At 44.8% G+C, this 16753-nt stretch carries 15 protein-coding genes; 4 read left to right on the top strand and 11 right to left on the bottom strand.

The window, feature by feature from the left end; all coding sequences use genetic code 11:
* Nucleotides 1-252 precede the first annotated feature (252 nt).
* Nucleotides 253-1092 (bottom strand): TetR/AcrR family transcriptional regulator, encoded by an 840-nt coding sequence (locus B1A98_RS00915; RefSeq protein ID WP_063384155.1) that lies wholly within the window; start codon nucleotides 1090-1092, stop codon nucleotides 253-255.
* A gap of 186 nt (nucleotides 1093-1278) precedes the next feature.
* On the opposite strand from B1A98_RS00915, the gene B1A98_RS00910 reads away from it, so the two are divergent.
* Entirely contained in the window at nucleotides 1279-2784 is a 1506-nt protein-coding gene (locus B1A98_RS00910; protein WP_063384156.1) for a DHA2 family efflux MFS transporter permease subunit, read from the top strand.
* Nucleotides 2785-2835: 51 nt separating this feature from the next.
* Here B1A98_RS00910 and B1A98_RS00905 read toward each other — a convergent pair whose 3' ends face one another.
* From B1A98_RS00905 to B1A98_RS00895, 3 genes are all read right to left on the bottom strand, one after another.
* Complete coding sequence (locus B1A98_RS00905) at nucleotides 2836-3603, bottom strand: IclR family transcriptional regulator (RefSeq protein ID WP_063384157.1); 768 nt, start codon at nucleotides 3601-3603, stop codon at nucleotides 2836-2838.
* A 143-nt stretch (nucleotides 3604-3746) separates the two neighbouring features.
* A complete protein-coding gene (locus B1A98_RS00900; RefSeq protein WP_063384158.1) occupies nucleotides 3747-5918 on the bottom strand; it encodes a malate synthase G in 2172 nt (723 codons plus the stop codon).
* Nucleotides 5919-6220: 302 nt separating this feature from the next.
* Nucleotides 6221-7459, bottom strand: a complete 1239-nt coding sequence (locus B1A98_RS00895; protein ID WP_063384159.1) for a helix-turn-helix domain-containing protein — start codon at nucleotides 7457-7459, stop codon at nucleotides 6221-6223.
* A gap of 135 nt (nucleotides 7460-7594) precedes the next feature.
* On the opposite strand from B1A98_RS00895, the gene B1A98_RS00890 reads away from it, so the two are divergent.
* Both B1A98_RS00890 and B1A98_RS00885 read left to right on the top strand, forming a co-directional pair.
* Complete coding sequence (locus B1A98_RS00890) at nucleotides 7595-7969, top strand: hypothetical protein (protein WP_063384160.1); 375 nt, start codon at nucleotides 7595-7597, stop codon at nucleotides 7967-7969.
* Nucleotides 7966-9534 carry a sodium/solute symporter gene (locus B1A98_RS00885; protein ID WP_063384161.1) on the top strand — a complete coding sequence of 523 codons (1569 nt, stop codon included), beginning with the start codon at nucleotides 7966-7968 and terminating at the stop codon, nucleotides 9532-9534. Before B1A98_RS00890 ends, B1A98_RS00885 begins: the two co-directional genes overlap by 4 nt.
* Nucleotides 9535-9623: 89 nt before the next feature.
* Here the strand turns inward: B1A98_RS00885 and B1A98_RS20295 are convergent, their stop codons facing one another.
* Both B1A98_RS20295 and B1A98_RS00880 read right to left on the bottom strand, forming a co-directional pair.
* The gene (locus B1A98_RS20295) at nucleotides 9624-9791 is read right to left on the bottom strand and encodes a hypothetical protein (protein WP_156136637.1); all 168 of its coding nucleotides are present in this window, start codon (nucleotides 9789-9791) and stop codon (nucleotides 9624-9626) included.
* On the bottom strand, nucleotides 9791-10558 hold the full coding sequence (locus tag B1A98_RS00880; RefSeq protein ID WP_063384162.1) for a TraR/DksA C4-type zinc finger protein: 768 nt from the start codon (nucleotides 10556-10558) through the stop codon (nucleotides 9791-9793). The genes B1A98_RS20295 and B1A98_RS00880 overlap by 1 nt, the downstream gene beginning before the upstream one ends.
* A gap of 151 nt (nucleotides 10559-10709) precedes the next feature.
* Between B1A98_RS00880 and B1A98_RS00875 the strand changes: the two genes are divergently transcribed.
* Nucleotides 10710-11444: a YqjF family protein gene (locus B1A98_RS00875; protein ID WP_063384163.1), complete on the top strand. Its 735-nt coding sequence runs from the start codon at nucleotides 10710-10712 to the stop codon at nucleotides 11442-11444.
* A 40-nt stretch (nucleotides 11445-11484) separates the two neighbouring features.
* Here the strand turns inward: B1A98_RS00875 and B1A98_RS00870 are convergent, their stop codons facing one another.
* The 5 genes from B1A98_RS00870 to B1A98_RS00850 all read right to left on the bottom strand — a co-directional run bounded on the left by B1A98_RS00870 (nucleotide 11485) and on the right by B1A98_RS00850 (nucleotide 16739).
* Nucleotides 11485-13302 carry a PAS domain-containing sensor histidine kinase gene (locus B1A98_RS00870; RefSeq protein WP_063384164.1) on the bottom strand — a complete coding sequence of 606 codons (1818 nt, stop codon included), beginning with the start codon at nucleotides 13300-13302 and terminating at the stop codon, nucleotides 11485-11487.
* Nucleotides 13303-13535: 233 nt separating this feature from the next.
* Nucleotides 13536-14192, bottom strand: a complete 657-nt coding sequence (gene thiE, locus B1A98_RS00865) for a thiamine phosphate synthase (RefSeq protein WP_063384165.1) — start codon at nucleotides 14190-14192, stop codon at nucleotides 13536-13538.
* Nucleotides 14176-15000 (bottom strand): bifunctional hydroxymethylpyrimidine kinase/phosphomethylpyrimidine kinase, encoded by an 825-nt coding sequence (thiD, locus tag B1A98_RS00860; protein ID WP_063384166.1) that lies wholly within the window; start codon nucleotides 14998-15000, stop codon nucleotides 14176-14178. Before thiD ends, thiE begins: the two co-directional genes overlap by 17 nt.
* A gap of 14 nt (nucleotides 15001-15014) precedes the next feature.
* The gene (gene thiM / locus B1A98_RS00855) at nucleotides 15015-15824 is read right to left on the bottom strand and encodes a hydroxyethylthiazole kinase (protein WP_063384167.1); all 810 of its coding nucleotides are present in this window, start codon (nucleotides 15822-15824) and stop codon (nucleotides 15015-15017) included.
* Nucleotides 15825-15932: 108 nt separating this feature from the next.
* The gene (locus B1A98_RS00850; RefSeq protein WP_063384168.1) at nucleotides 15933-16739 is read right to left on the bottom strand and encodes a uroporphyrinogen-III synthase; all 807 of its coding nucleotides are present in this window, start codon (nucleotides 16737-16739) and stop codon (nucleotides 15933-15935) included.
* Between the last annotated feature and the right edge of the window lie 14 nt (nucleotides 16740-16753).

Genomic DNA, 16753 nt, shown 5'->3' with positions numbered 1-16753 from the left:
TAATGGACATAGAATAACTGTCCATCTAATTAAACCCACGGGATCACTGCTTGGACTACTGCCCTGACTTTGTCCACCCTGTTGATTGCAATGGAAGGCGCGAAGACTCCAGCGGGAGCAGCGGGACAGGTGAGACCCCACAGGCGTTTGGGCGCCGAGGAGGCTCACCGCCCGCCCCGCGGAAAGCGAAGCGCCTGGAATGGAAATCAACAGCTCCCCTCCACATAACAAACGAAAAATCGCAGACAGAACTTATTCATGCAAGTAGTCGATCACCAGGTCGGCAAGATCCTCCCTGCCGTCTATTACTCCAAGCACCGCCTCAATAACAGCTGCACGCGGTTTAGTAACCTTTATTTCATTCTGCAAAAAACCCAGCAGCTCCTTTTGTTTCGGAGAAGCTCCTTGTTGCATGACGTTGATTCTCTCCAATATGTTCTTTCTTTTATGTTCCTTCGAAAGGGCAATTTCAGGGAAACATTTGTCAAAGAACCATTCTCCTACGAGAATATCCTCGCTGCTTTGCACATCAGCTATCGTCCCATCCATTCGGCGCAGCCCATAAGCGATAATTTCCTTCAGCTCTATGGACTCGCTTTTCGTCACCATAAATAAGTGGATCATTTGCTGAACACTCCCTAAAAAAATAAGGGAAAGATCCAAAGAATACGGTTTAACCTTCTTTCCATACAATTCAATGATCCGGCTTTGAATCCACTTTAATTCCTCCAAGTAGTGCCGCTTGACAAGCTGCTTCAGCTCCTCTTCTTCAGACGCAAACACCCCTTGAAATAAAATAAACAAGTTATTCCTTTTGTTCACTTCCATTGTAATAACAAGCTGATCGCTGAACCCTATGCGATCTGATGCCTGCCGGCCAGATAACACGGCAAGCCTCTGTTTTTTTGTTTCTGTTTTAATATCCTCAAGAATATTAATGAGCAATTCACTTTTAGAAGAGAAATAATTATAGAACGTTCCTTTAGATATATGGCTAGCATCTAAAATATCTTGAATGGAAGTAGCAGCATACCCTTTTTCTACAAAAAGAGCATGGGCAGCGACCATTACTTGGCGCTTGCGACTATTCATTTCATCACCTGAGCTTTACGATTTGTACTGCATGTACAATTTCATCGTAGCCTAGATTCTTTTAACAATCAACATTCCCGCTTTATTTTAAAATTTTTATTGATTTTTCTGTACCAGCGGTATATGATTAAAACCTATTATAACCGAAGTCCAAAAAATATACACACGGTATGAGGAGGTTTATTTATGAATACACAAGGCGCGATGGAAAAGCCGCCTTATGGCATGATTGCCCTTTTATTTGTCGGCGCCTTCGTCTCCATTTTAAATGAAACGCTGCTGAACGTAGCGCTTCCTTCTATTATGAAAGATTTTGATGCATCAGCCTCTGCTGTTCAATGGCTGACAACCGGTTATATGCTGGTAAATGGTATTCTTATTCCTGCCAGTGCTTTTTTTATCCAGAAGTTCACAAACCGGAAGTTGTTCATTTTAGCCATGAGTCTCTTCACTGCCGGCACATTATTGGCAGCTTTTTCTCCGTCCCTGGGAGTACTGCTCACGGCCCGGATGATTCAAGCATCAGGTTCTGCGATTATGATGCCGCTTTTAATGAATGTCATGCTTTTCAGTTTTCCGGTTGAACGCCGCGGGGCTGCTATGGGACTGTTTGGACTGGTGATGATTACCGCTCCGGCGATCGGCCCTACTTTATCCGGTTGGCTGATTGAACATTATTCTTGGCGCACATTATTTGATGTGGTTCTTCCCATCGCCGCCATTACACTAGTAGCGGCCATTTTGAAACTGAAGAATATTACGCCTCAAAGAAATATTAAACTCGATGTTTTGTCACTGATTTTATCCAGTGTCGGCTTTGGAGGACTATTGTATGGGTTCAGTTCGGCAGGAGAGAAAGGCTGGGACTCTGTCCATGTGTACCTGCCTATCATTGCGGGTGTCATTGGGCTGTTGCTGTTCATTATCCGGCAGCTCCGCCTAGATGAGCCGCTTCTTGAGTTCCGAATTTACCGCTATCCAATGTTCGCCCTTTCTTCGGCTATTTCTGTTGTATTAGCTATGGCAATGTTTTCTGCTATGCTATTAATGCCCATTTATGTGCAGACACTCCGCGGCATCTCCCCGCTTCACTCCGGACTGCTTATGCTGCCGGGGGCACTTGCGATGGGAGTCATGTCCCCGATTACTGGCAAGCTGTTTGATAAATTCGGCGCCCGGGTTTTAGCCGTCATTGGGCTTGCTATTACTATTTATACAACGCATCTGTTCAGTAACCTTACACTTGACACTTCCTACAGCTATTTAATGCTGCTTTATACCTTGCGGATGTTTGGAATGTCTATGGTCATGATGCCGGTTATGACTAACGGTTTAAATGAACTGCCGCAAAGCATGAATCCGCATGGAACGGCTATGAATAACACGTTGCAGCAGGTTTCTGGTGCAGTCGGATCTGCCTTTCTCGTGACCTTGATGCAAAACCGTACAGAATCAGAGGCTGAGAGATTGGCTGATGCAGCGATGAAAAGCATGCCGGCAGCTACTCAGCCGGACCCTTCCCAAATAGCCGACATGAAAGCAGCTATTATGAATGAAGCTATGCTGCACGGGATTAATTTCTCTTTCTCTGTTTCTGTTTATATTGCCATCATCGCGCTCATTCTCTCGTTCTTTATGAAACGCACAAGTCCAGCCAAAGATTTAACGAAAGAACAGCCGCTTGATGTTTAAAAAAGCCAAAAAAAAGCATTTGGGAAGCTTCCCAAATGCTTTTTTTGCTGATCAGCCGCTATAACCAAGCCGTTTGGAAATAGCTCGTCCTGCCTGGATCATGCGCCCGCTTAATGAACGCAATCGTTCATCCGTCATTCGCAGCGTCGGGCCTGAAATGCTGACAGCTGCAGCTACCTTTCCTGTATGATCAAAAACCGGAGCAGCAATGCAGCGGATACCAGCCTCATTCTCCTCCAGGTCGAGAGCGTACCCGTTTGCTTTTACTCTTGACAGCTCCTGTACAAACACTTCTTTTTCTACGATCGTATAGGGAGTATGAGCCGGCAATCCCTTTCTTTCAATAATCGTCAGCACATCTGCCGCCGGCAAGTGAGAAAGGATCGCTTTGCCGACAGAAGTACAATGAACCGGCGCCCGCTTGCCGACCTTGGAGTGCATGCGCAATGCTTCATTGCCATCAAGCTTTTCAATGTAAACAACTTCTCCCTGATCATACACAACGAGATGAACGACTTCATTTGTCTCTTCTTCAAGTTCCTGCAGTATCGGCTGCGCCTCTGCCCGGACGTCCAATGAGTCAAGCAATTTAGAACTGATATCAAGAAACATATAGCCTAGCTTGTATTTCCCGGTGGTTTCATGCTGTTCAATATAGCCATATTGACTAAGAGTTGCTAGTATGCGAAAAACAGAGCTTTTATTAATATCCATTTGCTTTGAAATTTCTGTTACACCGAGACCTTGTTTCGACTGGCCGACAAGTTCGATGATATCAAGCGCCCGTGCAACCGATTTTACGACATTATTTCTTTCCAATTGACAGGCCCCTTTCCATGCAGCTGTGTTTTCTTATTCATTTTGTTTGCTCTAAAGCCCTCTTTCGCTAAAAAGGCTGGCCTGCAGTTGGCCAGCCTTTTTCTATTATCCTTTAAGAGGCAAAAAGAAGAAATGAAAAAATCTTATTGAGTGACTCTATATTTTGCCTTTGCTTCAAGGCGTCGTTTGTGCAAAATAGGTTCTGTATATCCGTTTGGCTGCTCGTGTCCTTTAAATACAAGATCACAGGCAGCTTGGAAGGCCACGGATTCCTCATAATTTGCTGACATAGGCCGATATTCCTCATCCCCGGCATTTTGTTCATCCACTATCTTCGCCATTCGCTTCATCGTCTCCATCACTTGCTCTTCTGTGCAAATGCCGTGGCGAAGCCAATTGGCAATGTGCTGGCTGGAGATGCGGAGAGTCGCCCGGTCTTCCATTAAACCAACGTCATGAATGTCCGGAACTTTAGAGCAGCCGACTCCTTGTTCCACCCAGCGGACTACATAGCCGAGGATGCCTTGCGCATTATTATCAAGTTCCCGCTGGATTTCCTCCCGGCTCCATCTTGAATCCTTTGCCAGCGGAATTTGCAAAATATCATCTGTATAATCTTGCAAGCTTTGCTTTAATTCATCTTGAACTTGCTTTACATTAACTTGATGATAATGAAGGGCGTGAAGGACAGCTGCTGTCGGCGAAGGCACCCATGCCGTGTTTGCGCCTGCTTTGACGTGGCCCACTTTTTGTTCCAGCATAGCAGCCATCATATCTGGCATCGCCCACATGCCTTTCCCGATTTGGGCACGGCCCTGCAAGCCGGTTGCAAGCCCCGCAGCGACATTTGCTTTCTCATAAGCTGATAACCACACGGAAGATTTAATATCCCCCTTTGGAATCACCGCTCCCGCTTCCATGGATGTATGTATCTCATCTCCTGTTCGATCAAGAAAGCCCGTATTAATAAAGGCGATTCTGCCCTTTGATTCACGAATGCAATTTTTCAAGTTCAGCGAGGTGCGCCGTTCTTCATCCATCACGCCAATTTTCAATGTGTTCCGTTTTAGTTCCAGCAAATCCTCGATCCGGTCAAACAGCTCGCAGGCAAATGCCACTTCCTCTGACCCGTGCATTTTCGGCTTAACGATGTAAATAGAACCTTTACGCGAATTGGCCAGCTCGGAACTTCCATCAAGAGAGTGCTTAGCAATCGCACTTGTGACTACTCCGTCAAGAATGCCTTCAAATATCTCTTGGCCGTTTTCGTCAAATACGGCATTAATCGTCATTAAATGGCCGACATTGCGAACAAACATTAATGAGCGGCCCGGAAGCTTTAACGTGCGGCCATCTATTGACGTATACAGGCGATCCTCATTCATTCGGCGTGTGAGCGTTTTGCCATTCTTCACAAATGAACAGCTCAAGCTTCCCTTGATTAATCCTAGCCAATTACGGTACACAAGCACTTTGTCTTCCGCGTCAACAGCCGCCACGGAATCTTCGCAGTCCATAATGGTTGACAGAGCCGCTTCCATCAATATATCCTTTATCCCCGCTGCATCTGTTTGGCCGATTGGATCGTTTTTATCTATTTGAATTTCAAAATGAAGGCCGTTATTTTTTAATAATATAGCCGATGGCGCAGCGGCTTCGCCTTGGACGCCTTGCAGCTGCTGTTTATTTTTCAGCCTCGTTTGGCTGCCATCCATTAATGTAACGACTAATTCCCCATCTTGAACGACATAGCTGGCGCTTTCTGCATGAGAGCCCTGTGCCAGAGGAGCTGCTTCATCAAGAAAACGCCTTGCAAAAGCGATAACCTTTTCTCCCCTTATCGGGTTATAGCTGCCCTTCTTCTCGGCACCTTTTGTTTCCGGAATCGCATCTGTTCCATAAAGGGCATCATACAAGCTTCCCCACCGGGCATTGGCTGCATTGATCGCATACCTGGCATTGTTTACCGGGACAACGAGCTGAGGACCCGCTTGCAAAGCAATTTCTTCATCCACATTTTCAGTCGATACTTTAAAGTCGTCAGCTTCAGATTCAATATAGCCAATTTCCTTTAAAAAAGCTTTATATTGATCAAAGTCAAATGAATGCTCTTTATGCCAATTGTCGATTTTCTGCTGCATTTCGTCTCGCTTTTTTAATAAGTGGCGATTTTTCGGCGTTAATTCGGACACAATCGCACTAAACCCATTCCAGAATGCCTGATCATTGATTCCCGTTCCTGGAAGCACCTCGTTATTAATAAATTGAAACAATTGCTCATCCACTTGCAAAGACCCTGCTTTTACATAATTCATCCTTTCCCCGCCCCTTCGTTTCTTATTACGCAACAGCGTTTCTTAAATGTTCTAAAAAAAGATTAGCACAAAATTTAGAACATTTCAATTAATATCAACGAATTGTTATATAACAATTTTCAGCTGTTGTATTACAATTTCCTTTGCATGTTCGTTCAAAAAAAGCGGCGCATAGTCTTATTTGTCATTCAAACACCAAAAAGCCATCCATATTCCCCTATGGACGGCTTCCAACCAAATCTTATCGTGTTTATATTGTACCCTTTTCCCCATCTCTTTAAACTAAACGGACCAGTCGGTTTTCAAACGAAAACTATTTCCCTTGTCAGCCTAAACTCCCGCGGGGTCGTTCCAACGAATTTTTTGAACGTAGAACTGAAGTAATTCGGGGTATTAAAACCAGTAACTTCAGCAATTTCTTCTATTGTATAGTTGGTTTGTCTCAGAAGCCGAACGCCATTTCTTAACCGGACGAATGTTACGTACTCTGAAAAATTATTTCCTGTTTCTTTTTTAAATAGCCGGATAAAGTGTGAGTAGCTTAAGTTCACATGCTTAGCTACATCCTTCGCAGTCATTTCTTCTCCAAAATGTGTATGAATAAATTCCGTGCTTTTTCTGATATTTGGCTCTTTAGAAATTTCTTCATAATAACGCAAGGAAACTTCATGAAAGGGTGGCAAGCTTCTGGCCAGCTCTGCTTCTTTAAACGAATAATGAAGCAGATGAGGATCGTTATAAAGAGAGCCGACTCCAATATAAATTTGAATACGGTGCTTCTTTAACAGATTATGGATAATACTTTCAAATATCCGTCTCCCTTCCTCCCAATCTTTTAAAGAGCAGACACTTTCCGGCTGCCTGAACAAAACGAGCATTGATTTTCGAAAAGGTACAAAATACAGACGGGGCACCTTGCCTTCGAAAGCGGTTTTGAAATAAGAGCTGATCAGCGGAGCAGAACGGTTTTCATCAGCGGGGTCACAATCTAAATGAGCAAATCCTTCCACATAGCAAACGGCGTTAGGAAAAGTATTTTCCTTAAAAACAGACAGAGCATCCATCATAATGTTTTCCGATTGAATTGTTTGATGGAGAAGCTGCCTTAAGACGTAATTTTCCAGCGGTTCATTCTTTGCTGTCTGATAGGAAGCAATTACTTTTTTTCCTTCTAATTGCAAGAGGACGGCCGGATTTTTTTGCAGCATTCCTAACACATCGTCCACACTGCGAATAAAAGCTGATTTTTTTAAAGGGTTCAGCACAAGCGAATGAGCTTGCAGCTTCAGAGCCAACGGTGAGGTATGATGCCACTTTCGATCCAGAATTAATATATAAAAACACCTTTGGCGCTTCATTGAGCGGTAAACTCTCAGCCAATCACTTAATTCGCTGATCTGGAAAACTTTAATATGAGCCTCTTCGCAATTACCGAAGCGGCTTCGAATGGCACACTGCTGTTCATATTTTTCTTGAAGCCATTTTTCCAGCAAAGGATAAGCTGCCGCATTCACATTTTCCAGGCAAACAATGTATTTCATTCATTCTCTCCTTTCCCCTTCCACATTCTAACATCCAGATATCACAAAAACAAGCAATTTTTTATAATATTCTGATAATATTTTGTAAGGGATTACATTCTTTTCCTTAGTATACTAAAGGCAAGGAGGGGATGCATGTTGAGCCAAGAATATGAAATGACCGACCAATCGAGGGGAACGATGGATGCCGGAAGCCTGCCGCTGCTTGATAAGGAAACGCGCTATATCATGAAATCGGAATTACGGACAGGGCTTGGGCTTTCAAGTATTTACTACGCTTTTATTTTGTTTATTCCAATCATTAACTGGTATATGAAGGATTTCGCTTTTAGCCAGTTCTGGGGCGGCATGTCTGTCACATGGTTCCTAACCACTGTCGTGGGAATGGCGATGGCCTTTTTGATCGCTTATATTCATACAAAGCGCTATGAAAAAAGACTTGCCCGTTATGATGCTTTCTCGAGTCCCTCGGAAGAACAAGGAAATAGCAGAGGAGGAAATAGTGCATGATGGAAACGCTTTTGGAACCAAAATATATTTTCACGTTCCTCCTCATGGGAACGATCGTCTACATTACGTACTTATCAAAGAAAAATTCAAGTGCCAGCGATTTTTTTGTCGGCGGACGCTCATTTGGCTGGTTTACGAACGGTTCAGCGATAGCCGGTGATTATTTAAGCGCCGCTACCTTTCTCGGTCTTGCCGGTCTGACTTTTTCAATCGGCTATGACGGCGCCTTTTATACCTTCAGTTTTTCCATTGGTTTAACCTTGCTGGCCATTTTTGTTGCTGGACCGCTGAGACGATTTGGCGCTTATACAGTTGCCGATTTTGTTGCTTATCGGTTTCACAGCAAACGGGCCCGATTAGTAGCCGTTCTAGTTGTTCTGTCCATTTCCGGATTTTATGCCGCTCCCCAACTGCTCGGTGCCGCTCAAATTTTAAGCATGTTTTTCGGCACGTCCTATGAGTTTGGCATCATCTTTACTTGTGCGGTGATGATTTTGTATGTCGGCGTCGGCGGCATGAAAGGAACAACATTAAATCAGGCGCTTGAGCTGTGGATTCGCCTCGGCGCTTTTATTTTAATGGTCGGCGCAGCCATCTACGGCGGGCTGCATTATGAAAAAATCCTTTCCGCTATTACAAGCTTTAGCGGTTCGGTGGCTAACACAGCCGCTTTTACTGAAGACGGAAAAGACCTAGTAGCCAACGGGGAAAGCTGGGCTACTTCAGGCGTATTAACACCTAACTTTCTTCATACCGTTTCCCTGATTATTGGCTTATCACTCGGAACGATCGGGCTGCCTCATATTTTGCTTCGCTTTTATACTAATCCAAGCGCCAAAGCTGCCCGCAAGTCCGCCTTAATGGCTATTGGAATCGCGAGTGTGTTTTTCTTATTTGCTGTCTATTTGGGAGTTGTGGGCCGGGCTCTCTTTCTGGAAGGAAACTTAAATGCCGAAGTAATGAAAAATTTGGTAACCGGCGGGGACAATATGGTCGTTCCATCCATTGCTGAAGTGCTCGGCGGCAAATGGCTGCTCGGCCTTGTCATTGCAGGAGCCTTCGCTGCGATTTTCTCCAACCTTTCGGGATTATTTATTGCTAGTTCAGGGGCACTAGCCCACGACTTGTATGCTTCTTTCTCTAAAAAAGAGTTGTCGCAAAAACAGCGTGTTGCTGCCGGCAAAGTCGCTATTTTAATTCTTGGTATCCTGTACGGGCTGCTTGGCCTGCTGGTCAAAGAGGCTTCGATCGGCCATCTCGTTGCACTGGCCTTTACCGTAGCAGCCAGCACGTTCACACCGATCTTTTTATTTGGCATTTGGTGGCGGGGGATGACAGAAAAAGGAGCCATTGCCGGACTTCTCGTCGGCTTGATTGTCTCCATGGTTATGATTTTCTTATCTCCCTTCCTTCCTGCAGCCCTGCAATTTAAGGTGCCGGGTATTGTCACAGTGCCGATTGGATTTTTGACTGTATACATCGTTTCCAAGCTTGACCGAAAAGTGCCGGCAGATGTGAATGATTTCATGAGAAAAGTTCATTCCAAGGAAAGCGAAGTCGCTTAATCCTTCGCCTTCTTGCTGCCAGCAGCAAAAAACAACAGGACTGTCCATAAGCGTTGCCTTCCGCGCTTTTGGAACAGTCCTGTTTTTATTTATTTTTTCCCGATTGTTCTTCCTGATGCCCCCGGTGATAGATCTGTATTTCCCTGTCCATTGGCATCCTGGTCATTCACTCCAGGGCTTTCCTTTGTACTTCCTACATACACCGGTTTATGCTTGGCCTGTTGCTTTCGGAATGCATCAAAGTTTAAATTAACCATTATTTGCGCTCCTCTCTTCTCTCTACGTAAGGATCGTGTTCAAATGCCGGCAAATCGCCAAAAGTAGTCATTATTTCTTCTTCGTCTAGTTCTTCCTCATATCTTTCATGCTGATCATTCGGGTAAACAGTGATGTTTCTTCCCTCGATATCCACGCCTACAAAGTTTTCATAATCTTCCACATAACCAATATTCTCTTCCGGCTCAATATACATATCATTGTAATGACCCGGTGGATTTATAAAATCAGATGGCGACTCAGAGGTTCCCCATTGGGCAACCTCCTGCCATGAATCCTCTGCATCAAAAACCATCGACTCATCTGCGCTGTCATCAAAATCAAACTTTCCAAACGGCGGCATGAGCACCCCCTCTTCTACTGGGCGGTCATGTGAAATGATTTGGTTTTGCGAATGATCAATACAATAAGCGGTCGCAGGAATGGCTTCAAGGCGCTCGAACGGGATTTCTTTTCCGCAAATTTCACACTGGCCATATTCTCCCCGATCCATTGCCTCGAGTGCCCGCACAATTCCTTTTAATTGATTTTCTTCATGTTCATTAAGCGCAATGTCTTTTTCTCGTTCATATAATTCCGTGCCTTCATCAGCAGGATGGTTATCGTAAGAGGACAGCTCTCCCATGGATTCATGGGAATGCGCCCTTTCCAATCCGAAATGATCATTACTTTTGAGCCGTCCCTCCAGCTCTCCTTTTTCTCTTTCAAGCTGAAAACGCAGCTTAGATACCTGTTCAGCTGTCAGCATATTGCACCCCCTTCTCTAAACAATCGACTCATTATGTAGTATGAGTAAAAATGAATCACTTAATTCTCAAGCTGAAGAGAGACTGTGTTTAAAGAAATCAAGCTCGGAAATAATAAACCAAATGACTGGTTCGATAAAGGAGGCGCTTTTTATGCATAGATCCTTTTTACATTTGCAACATCGGCCGATTCCATTGCCTTCATCTCCCTGGTTAATGACACAGGTCTGGTCTAACGTATTGTTTATGCATTGGCCTATCCGGCCGGAAGCTTTAAAAGGGGTTGTTCCGGCTTGCTTGCAAATTGACTTATACGACCATACGGCATGGATCGGGCTCGTCCCTTTTCAAGTTTCTAATATGCGCTTTCATGGATTGCCATCTATTCCGCTCTTTCGTTCCTTTCTTCAGCTCAATGTAAGGACTTATGTAACTCATCAAGGAATTCCGGGCGTTTACTTTTTCAGCTTGGATGTGAATCACCTGCCTTCTGTGATCGGTTCCCGCCTTTTCTGTTTGCCGCCTTTTCGCCAATCAAAGATGGCAGCCACCCTAAATGATAGCTGCCGCTTTCAAAGTTCTTATTCTTTTGGGCAAGAAGAGGAAGAATTAGATGTTTGTTATACTCCTCTGTCCTCTCCATATTCAGCGGACAAAGGAACGTTTGATTACTGGGCAACTGAGCGCTACTGTCTCTTTACCTCAAGGGGAAATAAATTATATCGGGGGAATATTCATCATACAAGGTGGTCCCTTCAAAAAGCGGACGCTACTTTTTTTCGCAATACAATGGCTCCTTTTCTTCCGGCCAACTATTGGAACGAGCAGCCTATTGTTCATTTTTCACGAGAAAAAAAAGCATTTTTTTGGCCTTTGCAAAAAATGTAGTCCGCAAAGACAGAAGCAACCCTTTCCTGTTTATCTGGCGTTATGAACAAGGCAAGAGAATTCGAACAGTCGTTCCTCCTCCTTCCTGGCTTGTAAAGTGAATCGTTCCTTGGTGATTTTCAATAATTTTATAACACATCATCAGCCCGAGGCCCGTTCCTTTTTCTTTATTTGAATAAAACGGCTCTCCTAATCGCTCTAACCGTTCAGCTGACATGCCAATTCCTTCATCTTTGACTTCAATCATCGCCAGACTATCATCTGTTAATTTTGTCGTCAGGTAAATGTTCCCTCCCGAAGGCATCGCATCAATGGCATTTTTTATTAAGTTAATGATCACTTGCTTAATCTGCTTAGGCTCACAGCAAACAGCAGGGAGCGTCTCATCAAAATCGAGATGAAGAGCAGCTCCGTATAAAAGCGCTTCCGGCTTCATAAATTCTATTACATCCTGCAGCACTTCATTTATATTGCTGAGGGTTCTCTGAATCGCTTGATGAGGTTTAGCCAGTATTAAAAACTCATTCATAATAAATTCAATTCGTTCCAATTCAGACAAAATAATATCTGTATACTTATTGTTCGTTTCTTGAGCAAGCAGCTGCATAAATCCTTTGACAGATGTCAGAGGATTTCTGACCTCATGGGCAATCCCGGCCGCCAGCTGGCCGACCGCACTCAGCTTATCCCATTTTCGGATCATCAGTTCTTTTTTCTTCAACTCAGTAATATCACGGCTAATATTGATCCAGCGGTTCATAGTTCCTTCTTCATCCGCGATCGGCGTAATTTTCATATGTATCCAGCCTAGTTCCCGGCCGTTATCCTTTAATACTCGGTATTCAATCTCTTTTGCTTGAGCAGCAGGTTCAGAGAGAAACTTCACAAGTTTTGGCAAATCCTCCGGGTGGCAATTTTTAAGCACAAATTCAGGATCATGGTATAAATCTTCTATTTTTCTGTTAAAGAATTGCACGTAAGAGGGGCTAATGTAAAGAAATTTATTTAACTGCACATCGAACAAACTAATCATTTCCGTAATATTCTCCGTGATATCAAGCAGAAGACGTTCTCGTTCAGCAATCAATTTGTTTTGCTTCTCAAGCAGGTTTTTCGTTTCCAAACACTCCGTTAAATCCTTTATAAACACGGCACATAGATAAACATCGCCATCCTGCTCATAAGCAGGGCAGATGGTCACCTCTACCGGGAAAGCGCCTCCATCTTTCTTTTTGCTGACCGACTGAAAAGTCACTTGCCTTCTCTGATCACATACTTCATCAATTCGACTCTGCCATTCCCGGTGATTTTCTTCGGGTATCAGCAAAGCTGTTCGGCCAATAACCTCCTGCTTCTTCCAGCCAAACACTTGTTCAAATGCTTCATTTACTAAAAGCACTTTTCCGCGCAAGTCGACAATATACCCGGGGGCCTCTGTATGATGAGCGACAAAGTGCAGCCAGCCGTCTTCCTTCTGCTTCTCTTCCCCTTTTTCTTCAATCAGCTCAGCGATTATTTGTATTCTCCCATTCGCCGTTCTCTCTGCGTCTTGCCAAAGCAGTTGTCCCTCTCTTCCTTTTCCATTAGAAAAACCGCTTAAAAACGGCGTAAACGAAGCGCTATCCTCGAAATATAGAAGCCGGTTTATTGCCTCGTCGCGATCTTCTTTGTGAATGAAATGAAAAAGAGATGGTTTCGGACGATTTTCAAAGGAAAACGGCATGAGCCGTTTAAAAGCTTGATTAGCATACTGAATATTTCCCTGTTCATCTAACAGCAGCAAAATATTTTTAGCCTTATCGGCGAACCATTTTGCCGTTTCATTCGCAGCCAGTTGTTCTGTACACATTTCATCCATCACCGCTCCCCTTTTTCCTTTATTATGTAGGAGTTATTACTTAATATCAGCAAAAATTATTCGACAAAATCATACATTTTCCTTTTTGCTTCCTTATAAAAAATGCTTTGAACAAGAAGGAAAACTCTTAGTCCAAAGCAAAAAAATAAACTTTATTCAAGCGGTCTGCAGCATATTCTACATCGCCGCCACGTCTGCTTCTAGAAGATCAATTATGATCTCTATCTCTTTATTTAATTTTCTAAAATAGCTTTTTTCAACTGAGCAGCTGCTTCTTTAGGGGAAGCGGCTTGGCTGATGGCTGTGATAACAGCTACGCCGTCTGCACCGCTCGACACAACCTGCGCAGCATTCTCCGCTTGAATGCCGCCAATCCCTACAATCGGGATAGATAGACCGGCAGACCGAATTTCTTCAATCAGCTTGGTTCCTTGTACCGGCTGGGCATCAGCCTTAGTAGCTGTCGGAAAAACCGGACCGATCCCTAAATAATCTGCCCCCTCGTCTATAGCCTTTATGGCTTCTTCCATCGTATGAACAGAAACACCAATGATCTTTCCCGACAGCCGTTTACGGACATCTGACAGAGCAGCATCCTCTTGTCCAATATGGACGCCGTCAGCCTCCAGCTTGACCGCTAGTTCGATATCATCGTTTACAAGAAAAGGAATGGCCTGACGGCGGCAAACGTCCTGCAATTCGGCAGCAAGCATCCGTTTTTTCTCGCCCGTCAAAGCATTTGTCCCCTTTTCCCGAAATTGAAAAAGGGTTGCCCCGCCCTCAATAGCTTCTTCAAGAGTTTCCTTGGGATCTTTCCAGCAATTAGGGCTGCCCATGATAAAATAAACAGAAAGCCAGTTTTTTACTTGTTCCTTATTTATTAGCTGCATCAGTCAACTCCTCTTTTCTTTTAAATGCCCAGTGATTCGTTGGACCGTGTCCCTTGCCGATGTTTAAATCCATCTCAATTGCTGCATGAACATATTCTGCCGCTACTCCAACTGCCTGCTTCACAGGCTGGTCTTTTGCCAGCTCGGCCGTTATGGCCGCGGCAAAGGTACAGCCGGTGCCATGTGTATTTTTCGTAGAAAGACGGACGCTCTCAAAAAGAGAAAACTCTTCGCCATCATAAAGTAAATCAATCAGCTTTTCTCCATCATTGGCATGTCCGCCTTTAATTACTACATGCTGCGCTCCTAATTCATACAGCTTCTTTGCCGCCCGCTTACGGTCGTCGAGTGATTGAATCGTCATGTCTGCCAATACCTCGGCTTCAGGAATATTAGGTGTAATGACCATAGCCAGCGGCAGCAAGGATTGTTTCATTGCTCTGACCGCCTCCTCTTGAAGTAAGGAAGCTCCTCCTTTGGCAATCATTACAGGATCAATGACGACTTTCTTCCAGCCGAATGTTTGAATGGTTTCTGCTACTGACTGAATAATCTCCCCGCTAAATAGCATGCCGGTCTTCAAAGCGTCTGTTCCCATGTCTTCGCCGATCGCTGCTATCTGCTCCTTTACCGCGGCAGCTGTCATTGGATAAACGCCATGCACACCGAGCGTGTTTTGGACTGTTACCGCTGTTAACGCAGACATGCCATACACGCCAAGCTCCTGAAATGTTTTTAAATCCGCTTGAATTCCAGCTCCGCCGCCGCTGTCAGAGCCAGCGATGGTTAACGCTTTTCTTACTGTCATATTCTCCACCCCCGTTAATTGAATGTTGCTATGTTAGCAAAGGCTGAGATACTCTCTGCCCCCACTTTAGCCAGCTGATTTAAAAATTCCACTTGAAAACTTCCCGGGCCTTCTTCTCCGCTGATTGTCATTGCGGCTTCTGCTGCGACCCCATAAACAGCCGCTGCGCTGGCAGCTGCCTTTCCCGCCTGTTGTTCCACCGCACAAAAAGCGCCGATTACAGCACTGAATAAACAGCCGGTGCCCGTCACTTTCGTGAGCATCGGATGGCCGTTTCGAACGAGGAATAAGGAATCGGAACTGGCAATAACATCTGTTTCTCCGGTAATCACTGCTGTCGTTTTCCATTTTGCCGCTGCTTCCTTTGCAAGTTCGATTGGGCTTTCCATGCTTTCTCCGGCATCGACTCCTTTAATGTTCCCTTGCTTTCCAGCCACGTTGGCCACTTCTGCTGCGTTTCCCCTTAATACATCTACCTGAACCTCGCTCATGATCCGGGAGGCAGCCTCGGTCCGATAAGCCGTAGCTCCGGCTCCCACCGGATCAAAAATAACCGGTACTCCGGCATCATTAGCTGCCTTTCCTGCTGTGATCATCGCTGCCACCTTTTCTGCATCAAGCGTGCCGATATTGAGCACAAGCGCTCCGGCCATTCGCGCCATCTCGGCTACCTCTTCTTGTGCGTAAGCCATAACAGGAGAAGCACCGAGAGCTAACAAGCCGTTGGCTGTAAAATTAGTCACAACGTTGTTGGTAATATTATGAACGAGCGGACTCCGTTGTCTCACACGTACAAGTAGCTGGCTAACTGTTTGATGATCCATCTTTCCACCTCTTCCTAGATCACTGAAGAAAGGGAGAAAAGCACGATATGTTAAAACGTGCGCTTTTTGTCCCTTCTTGACTCATTGCTGCTTTCCTTATTCCTGGCCTCAGCCCCGCTCATAGCGCGACATCTCCATGATCAGCGCACCCATTCTTTCAAGCTCCGGAACAACCATCCGGCGGACCCCTTCTTCCGTAAGCGCTTCAGCAGTTACTTTTCCGACCGCTCCAGCTAGTGTTCCCTTGGAAAAAGCATCAAGAAGCTCTTTCACTTGCTCTTTCTGCCTGGCATATTGAAAGAGAGAGCGCACCTGTATTGCGGTTGTAAAGCACACTCCGTCCACTGCTTGGCCAATGATCTCATTCATTAATGTTTCTACAGCCTTCTCATCAGGCGCATGATGGCGGTAAGGGAGTAAACATTGGACTTCTGCTTCGTTCTCGGTTAAAAACTTTATCAATGAAGGAGCATTTTCGCCGTGAAGTTGCACAGCTATCCGCTTTTTGGCAAAGCTTTCTTTTTCGAGCGCTCGAATCAAGCCGGCGATTGTCCCGTCATCGTCCACTGCAGCGGGAGTAATGCCTAATTTTTTTAAGGCAGCTACCGTCTTATATCCGCGTGCCGCTACTTTCGCCTGGTGAATAATTTGCTGAAATTCCTGCTTTGCCCCGAGCTGGTCAGCAGCATCTGCTAATGCTTCCGTGCCAACCCCTGTCGTAAAAACTATCCAATCCGGCGGGGCAGCAATTAACTTCTTTAATTCAGACCCGACTTCCTCTGCAGCTAAAAACACCGTTCCTTGCAATGACCGAATAAGCGGCAGTCCGCCTTGTTTTTTTATAAGCACACTCATTTCTTCGGTTTTCCTTGAACCTGCAATTACAATTTTCTTTCCCTCAAGCCCTTTTCCCATGCTGTTTCCCCTTT

Origin of the sequence: Pseudobacillus badius (assembly GCF_002189605.1) — a bacterium.
In the GTDB taxonomy this organism is placed as follows: Bacteria; Bacillota; Bacilli; order Bacillales; family Domibacillaceae; genus Pseudobacillus; species Pseudobacillus badius.
The sequence above is the reverse complement of the archived record's forward strand: the minus strand, read 5'-3'. Positions and strand labels throughout refer to the sequence as shown.

Bases quoted from the DNA above. Each gene is read 5' to 3' on its own strand.
- B1A98_RS00870 (WP_063384164.1), bottom strand. From the start codon at position 13,302: ATGGATGAAATGTGTACAGAACAACTGGCTGCGAATGAAACGGCAAAA.
- B1A98_RS00915 (WP_063384155.1), bottom strand. From the start codon at position 1,092: ATGAATAGTCGCAAGCGCCAAGTAATGGTCGCTGCCCATGCTCTTTTT.
- B1A98_RS00890 (WP_063384160.1), top strand. From the start codon at position 7,595: ATGTTGAGCCAAGAATATGAAATGACCGACCAATCGAGGGGAACGATG.
- B1A98_RS00900 (WP_063384158.1), bottom strand. From the start codon at position 5,918: ATGAATTATGTAAAAGCAGGGTCTTTGCAAGTGGATGAGCAATTGTTT.
- B1A98_RS20295 (WP_156136637.1), bottom strand. From the start codon at position 9,791: ATGGTTAATTTAAACTTTGATGCATTCCGAAAGCAACAGGCCAAGCAT.
- B1A98_RS00850 (WP_063384168.1), bottom strand. From the start codon at position 16,739: ATGGGAAAAGGGCTTGAGGGAAAGAAAATTGTAATTGCAGGTTCAAGG.
- B1A98_RS00885 (WP_063384161.1), top strand. From the start codon at position 7,966: ATGATGGAAACGCTTTTGGAACCAAAATATATTTTCACGTTCCTCCTC.
- thiM (WP_063384167.1), bottom strand. From the start codon at position 15,824: ATGGATCATCAAACAGTTAGCCAGCTACTTGTACGTGTGAGACAACGG.
- B1A98_RS00880 (WP_063384162.1), bottom strand. From the start codon at position 10,558: ATGCTGACAGCTGAACAGGTATCTAAGCTGCGTTTTCAGCTTGAAAGA.
- thiE (WP_063384165.1), bottom strand. From the start codon at position 14,192: ATGCAGCTAATAAATAAGGAACAAGTAAAAAACTGGCTTTCTGTTTAT.
- B1A98_RS00875 (WP_063384163.1), top strand. From the start codon at position 10,710: ATGCATAGATCCTTTTTACATTTGCAACATCGGCCGATTCCATTGCCT.
- B1A98_RS00895 (WP_063384159.1), bottom strand. From the start codon at position 7,459: ATGAAATACATTGTTTGCCTGGAAAATGTGAATGCGGCAGCTTATCCT.
- thiD (WP_063384166.1), bottom strand. From the start codon at position 15,000: ATGACAGTAAGAAAAGCGTTAACCATCGCTGGCTCTGACAGCGGCGGC.
- B1A98_RS00910 (WP_063384156.1), top strand. From the start codon at position 1,279: ATGAATACACAAGGCGCGATGGAAAAGCCGCCTTATGGCATGATTGCC.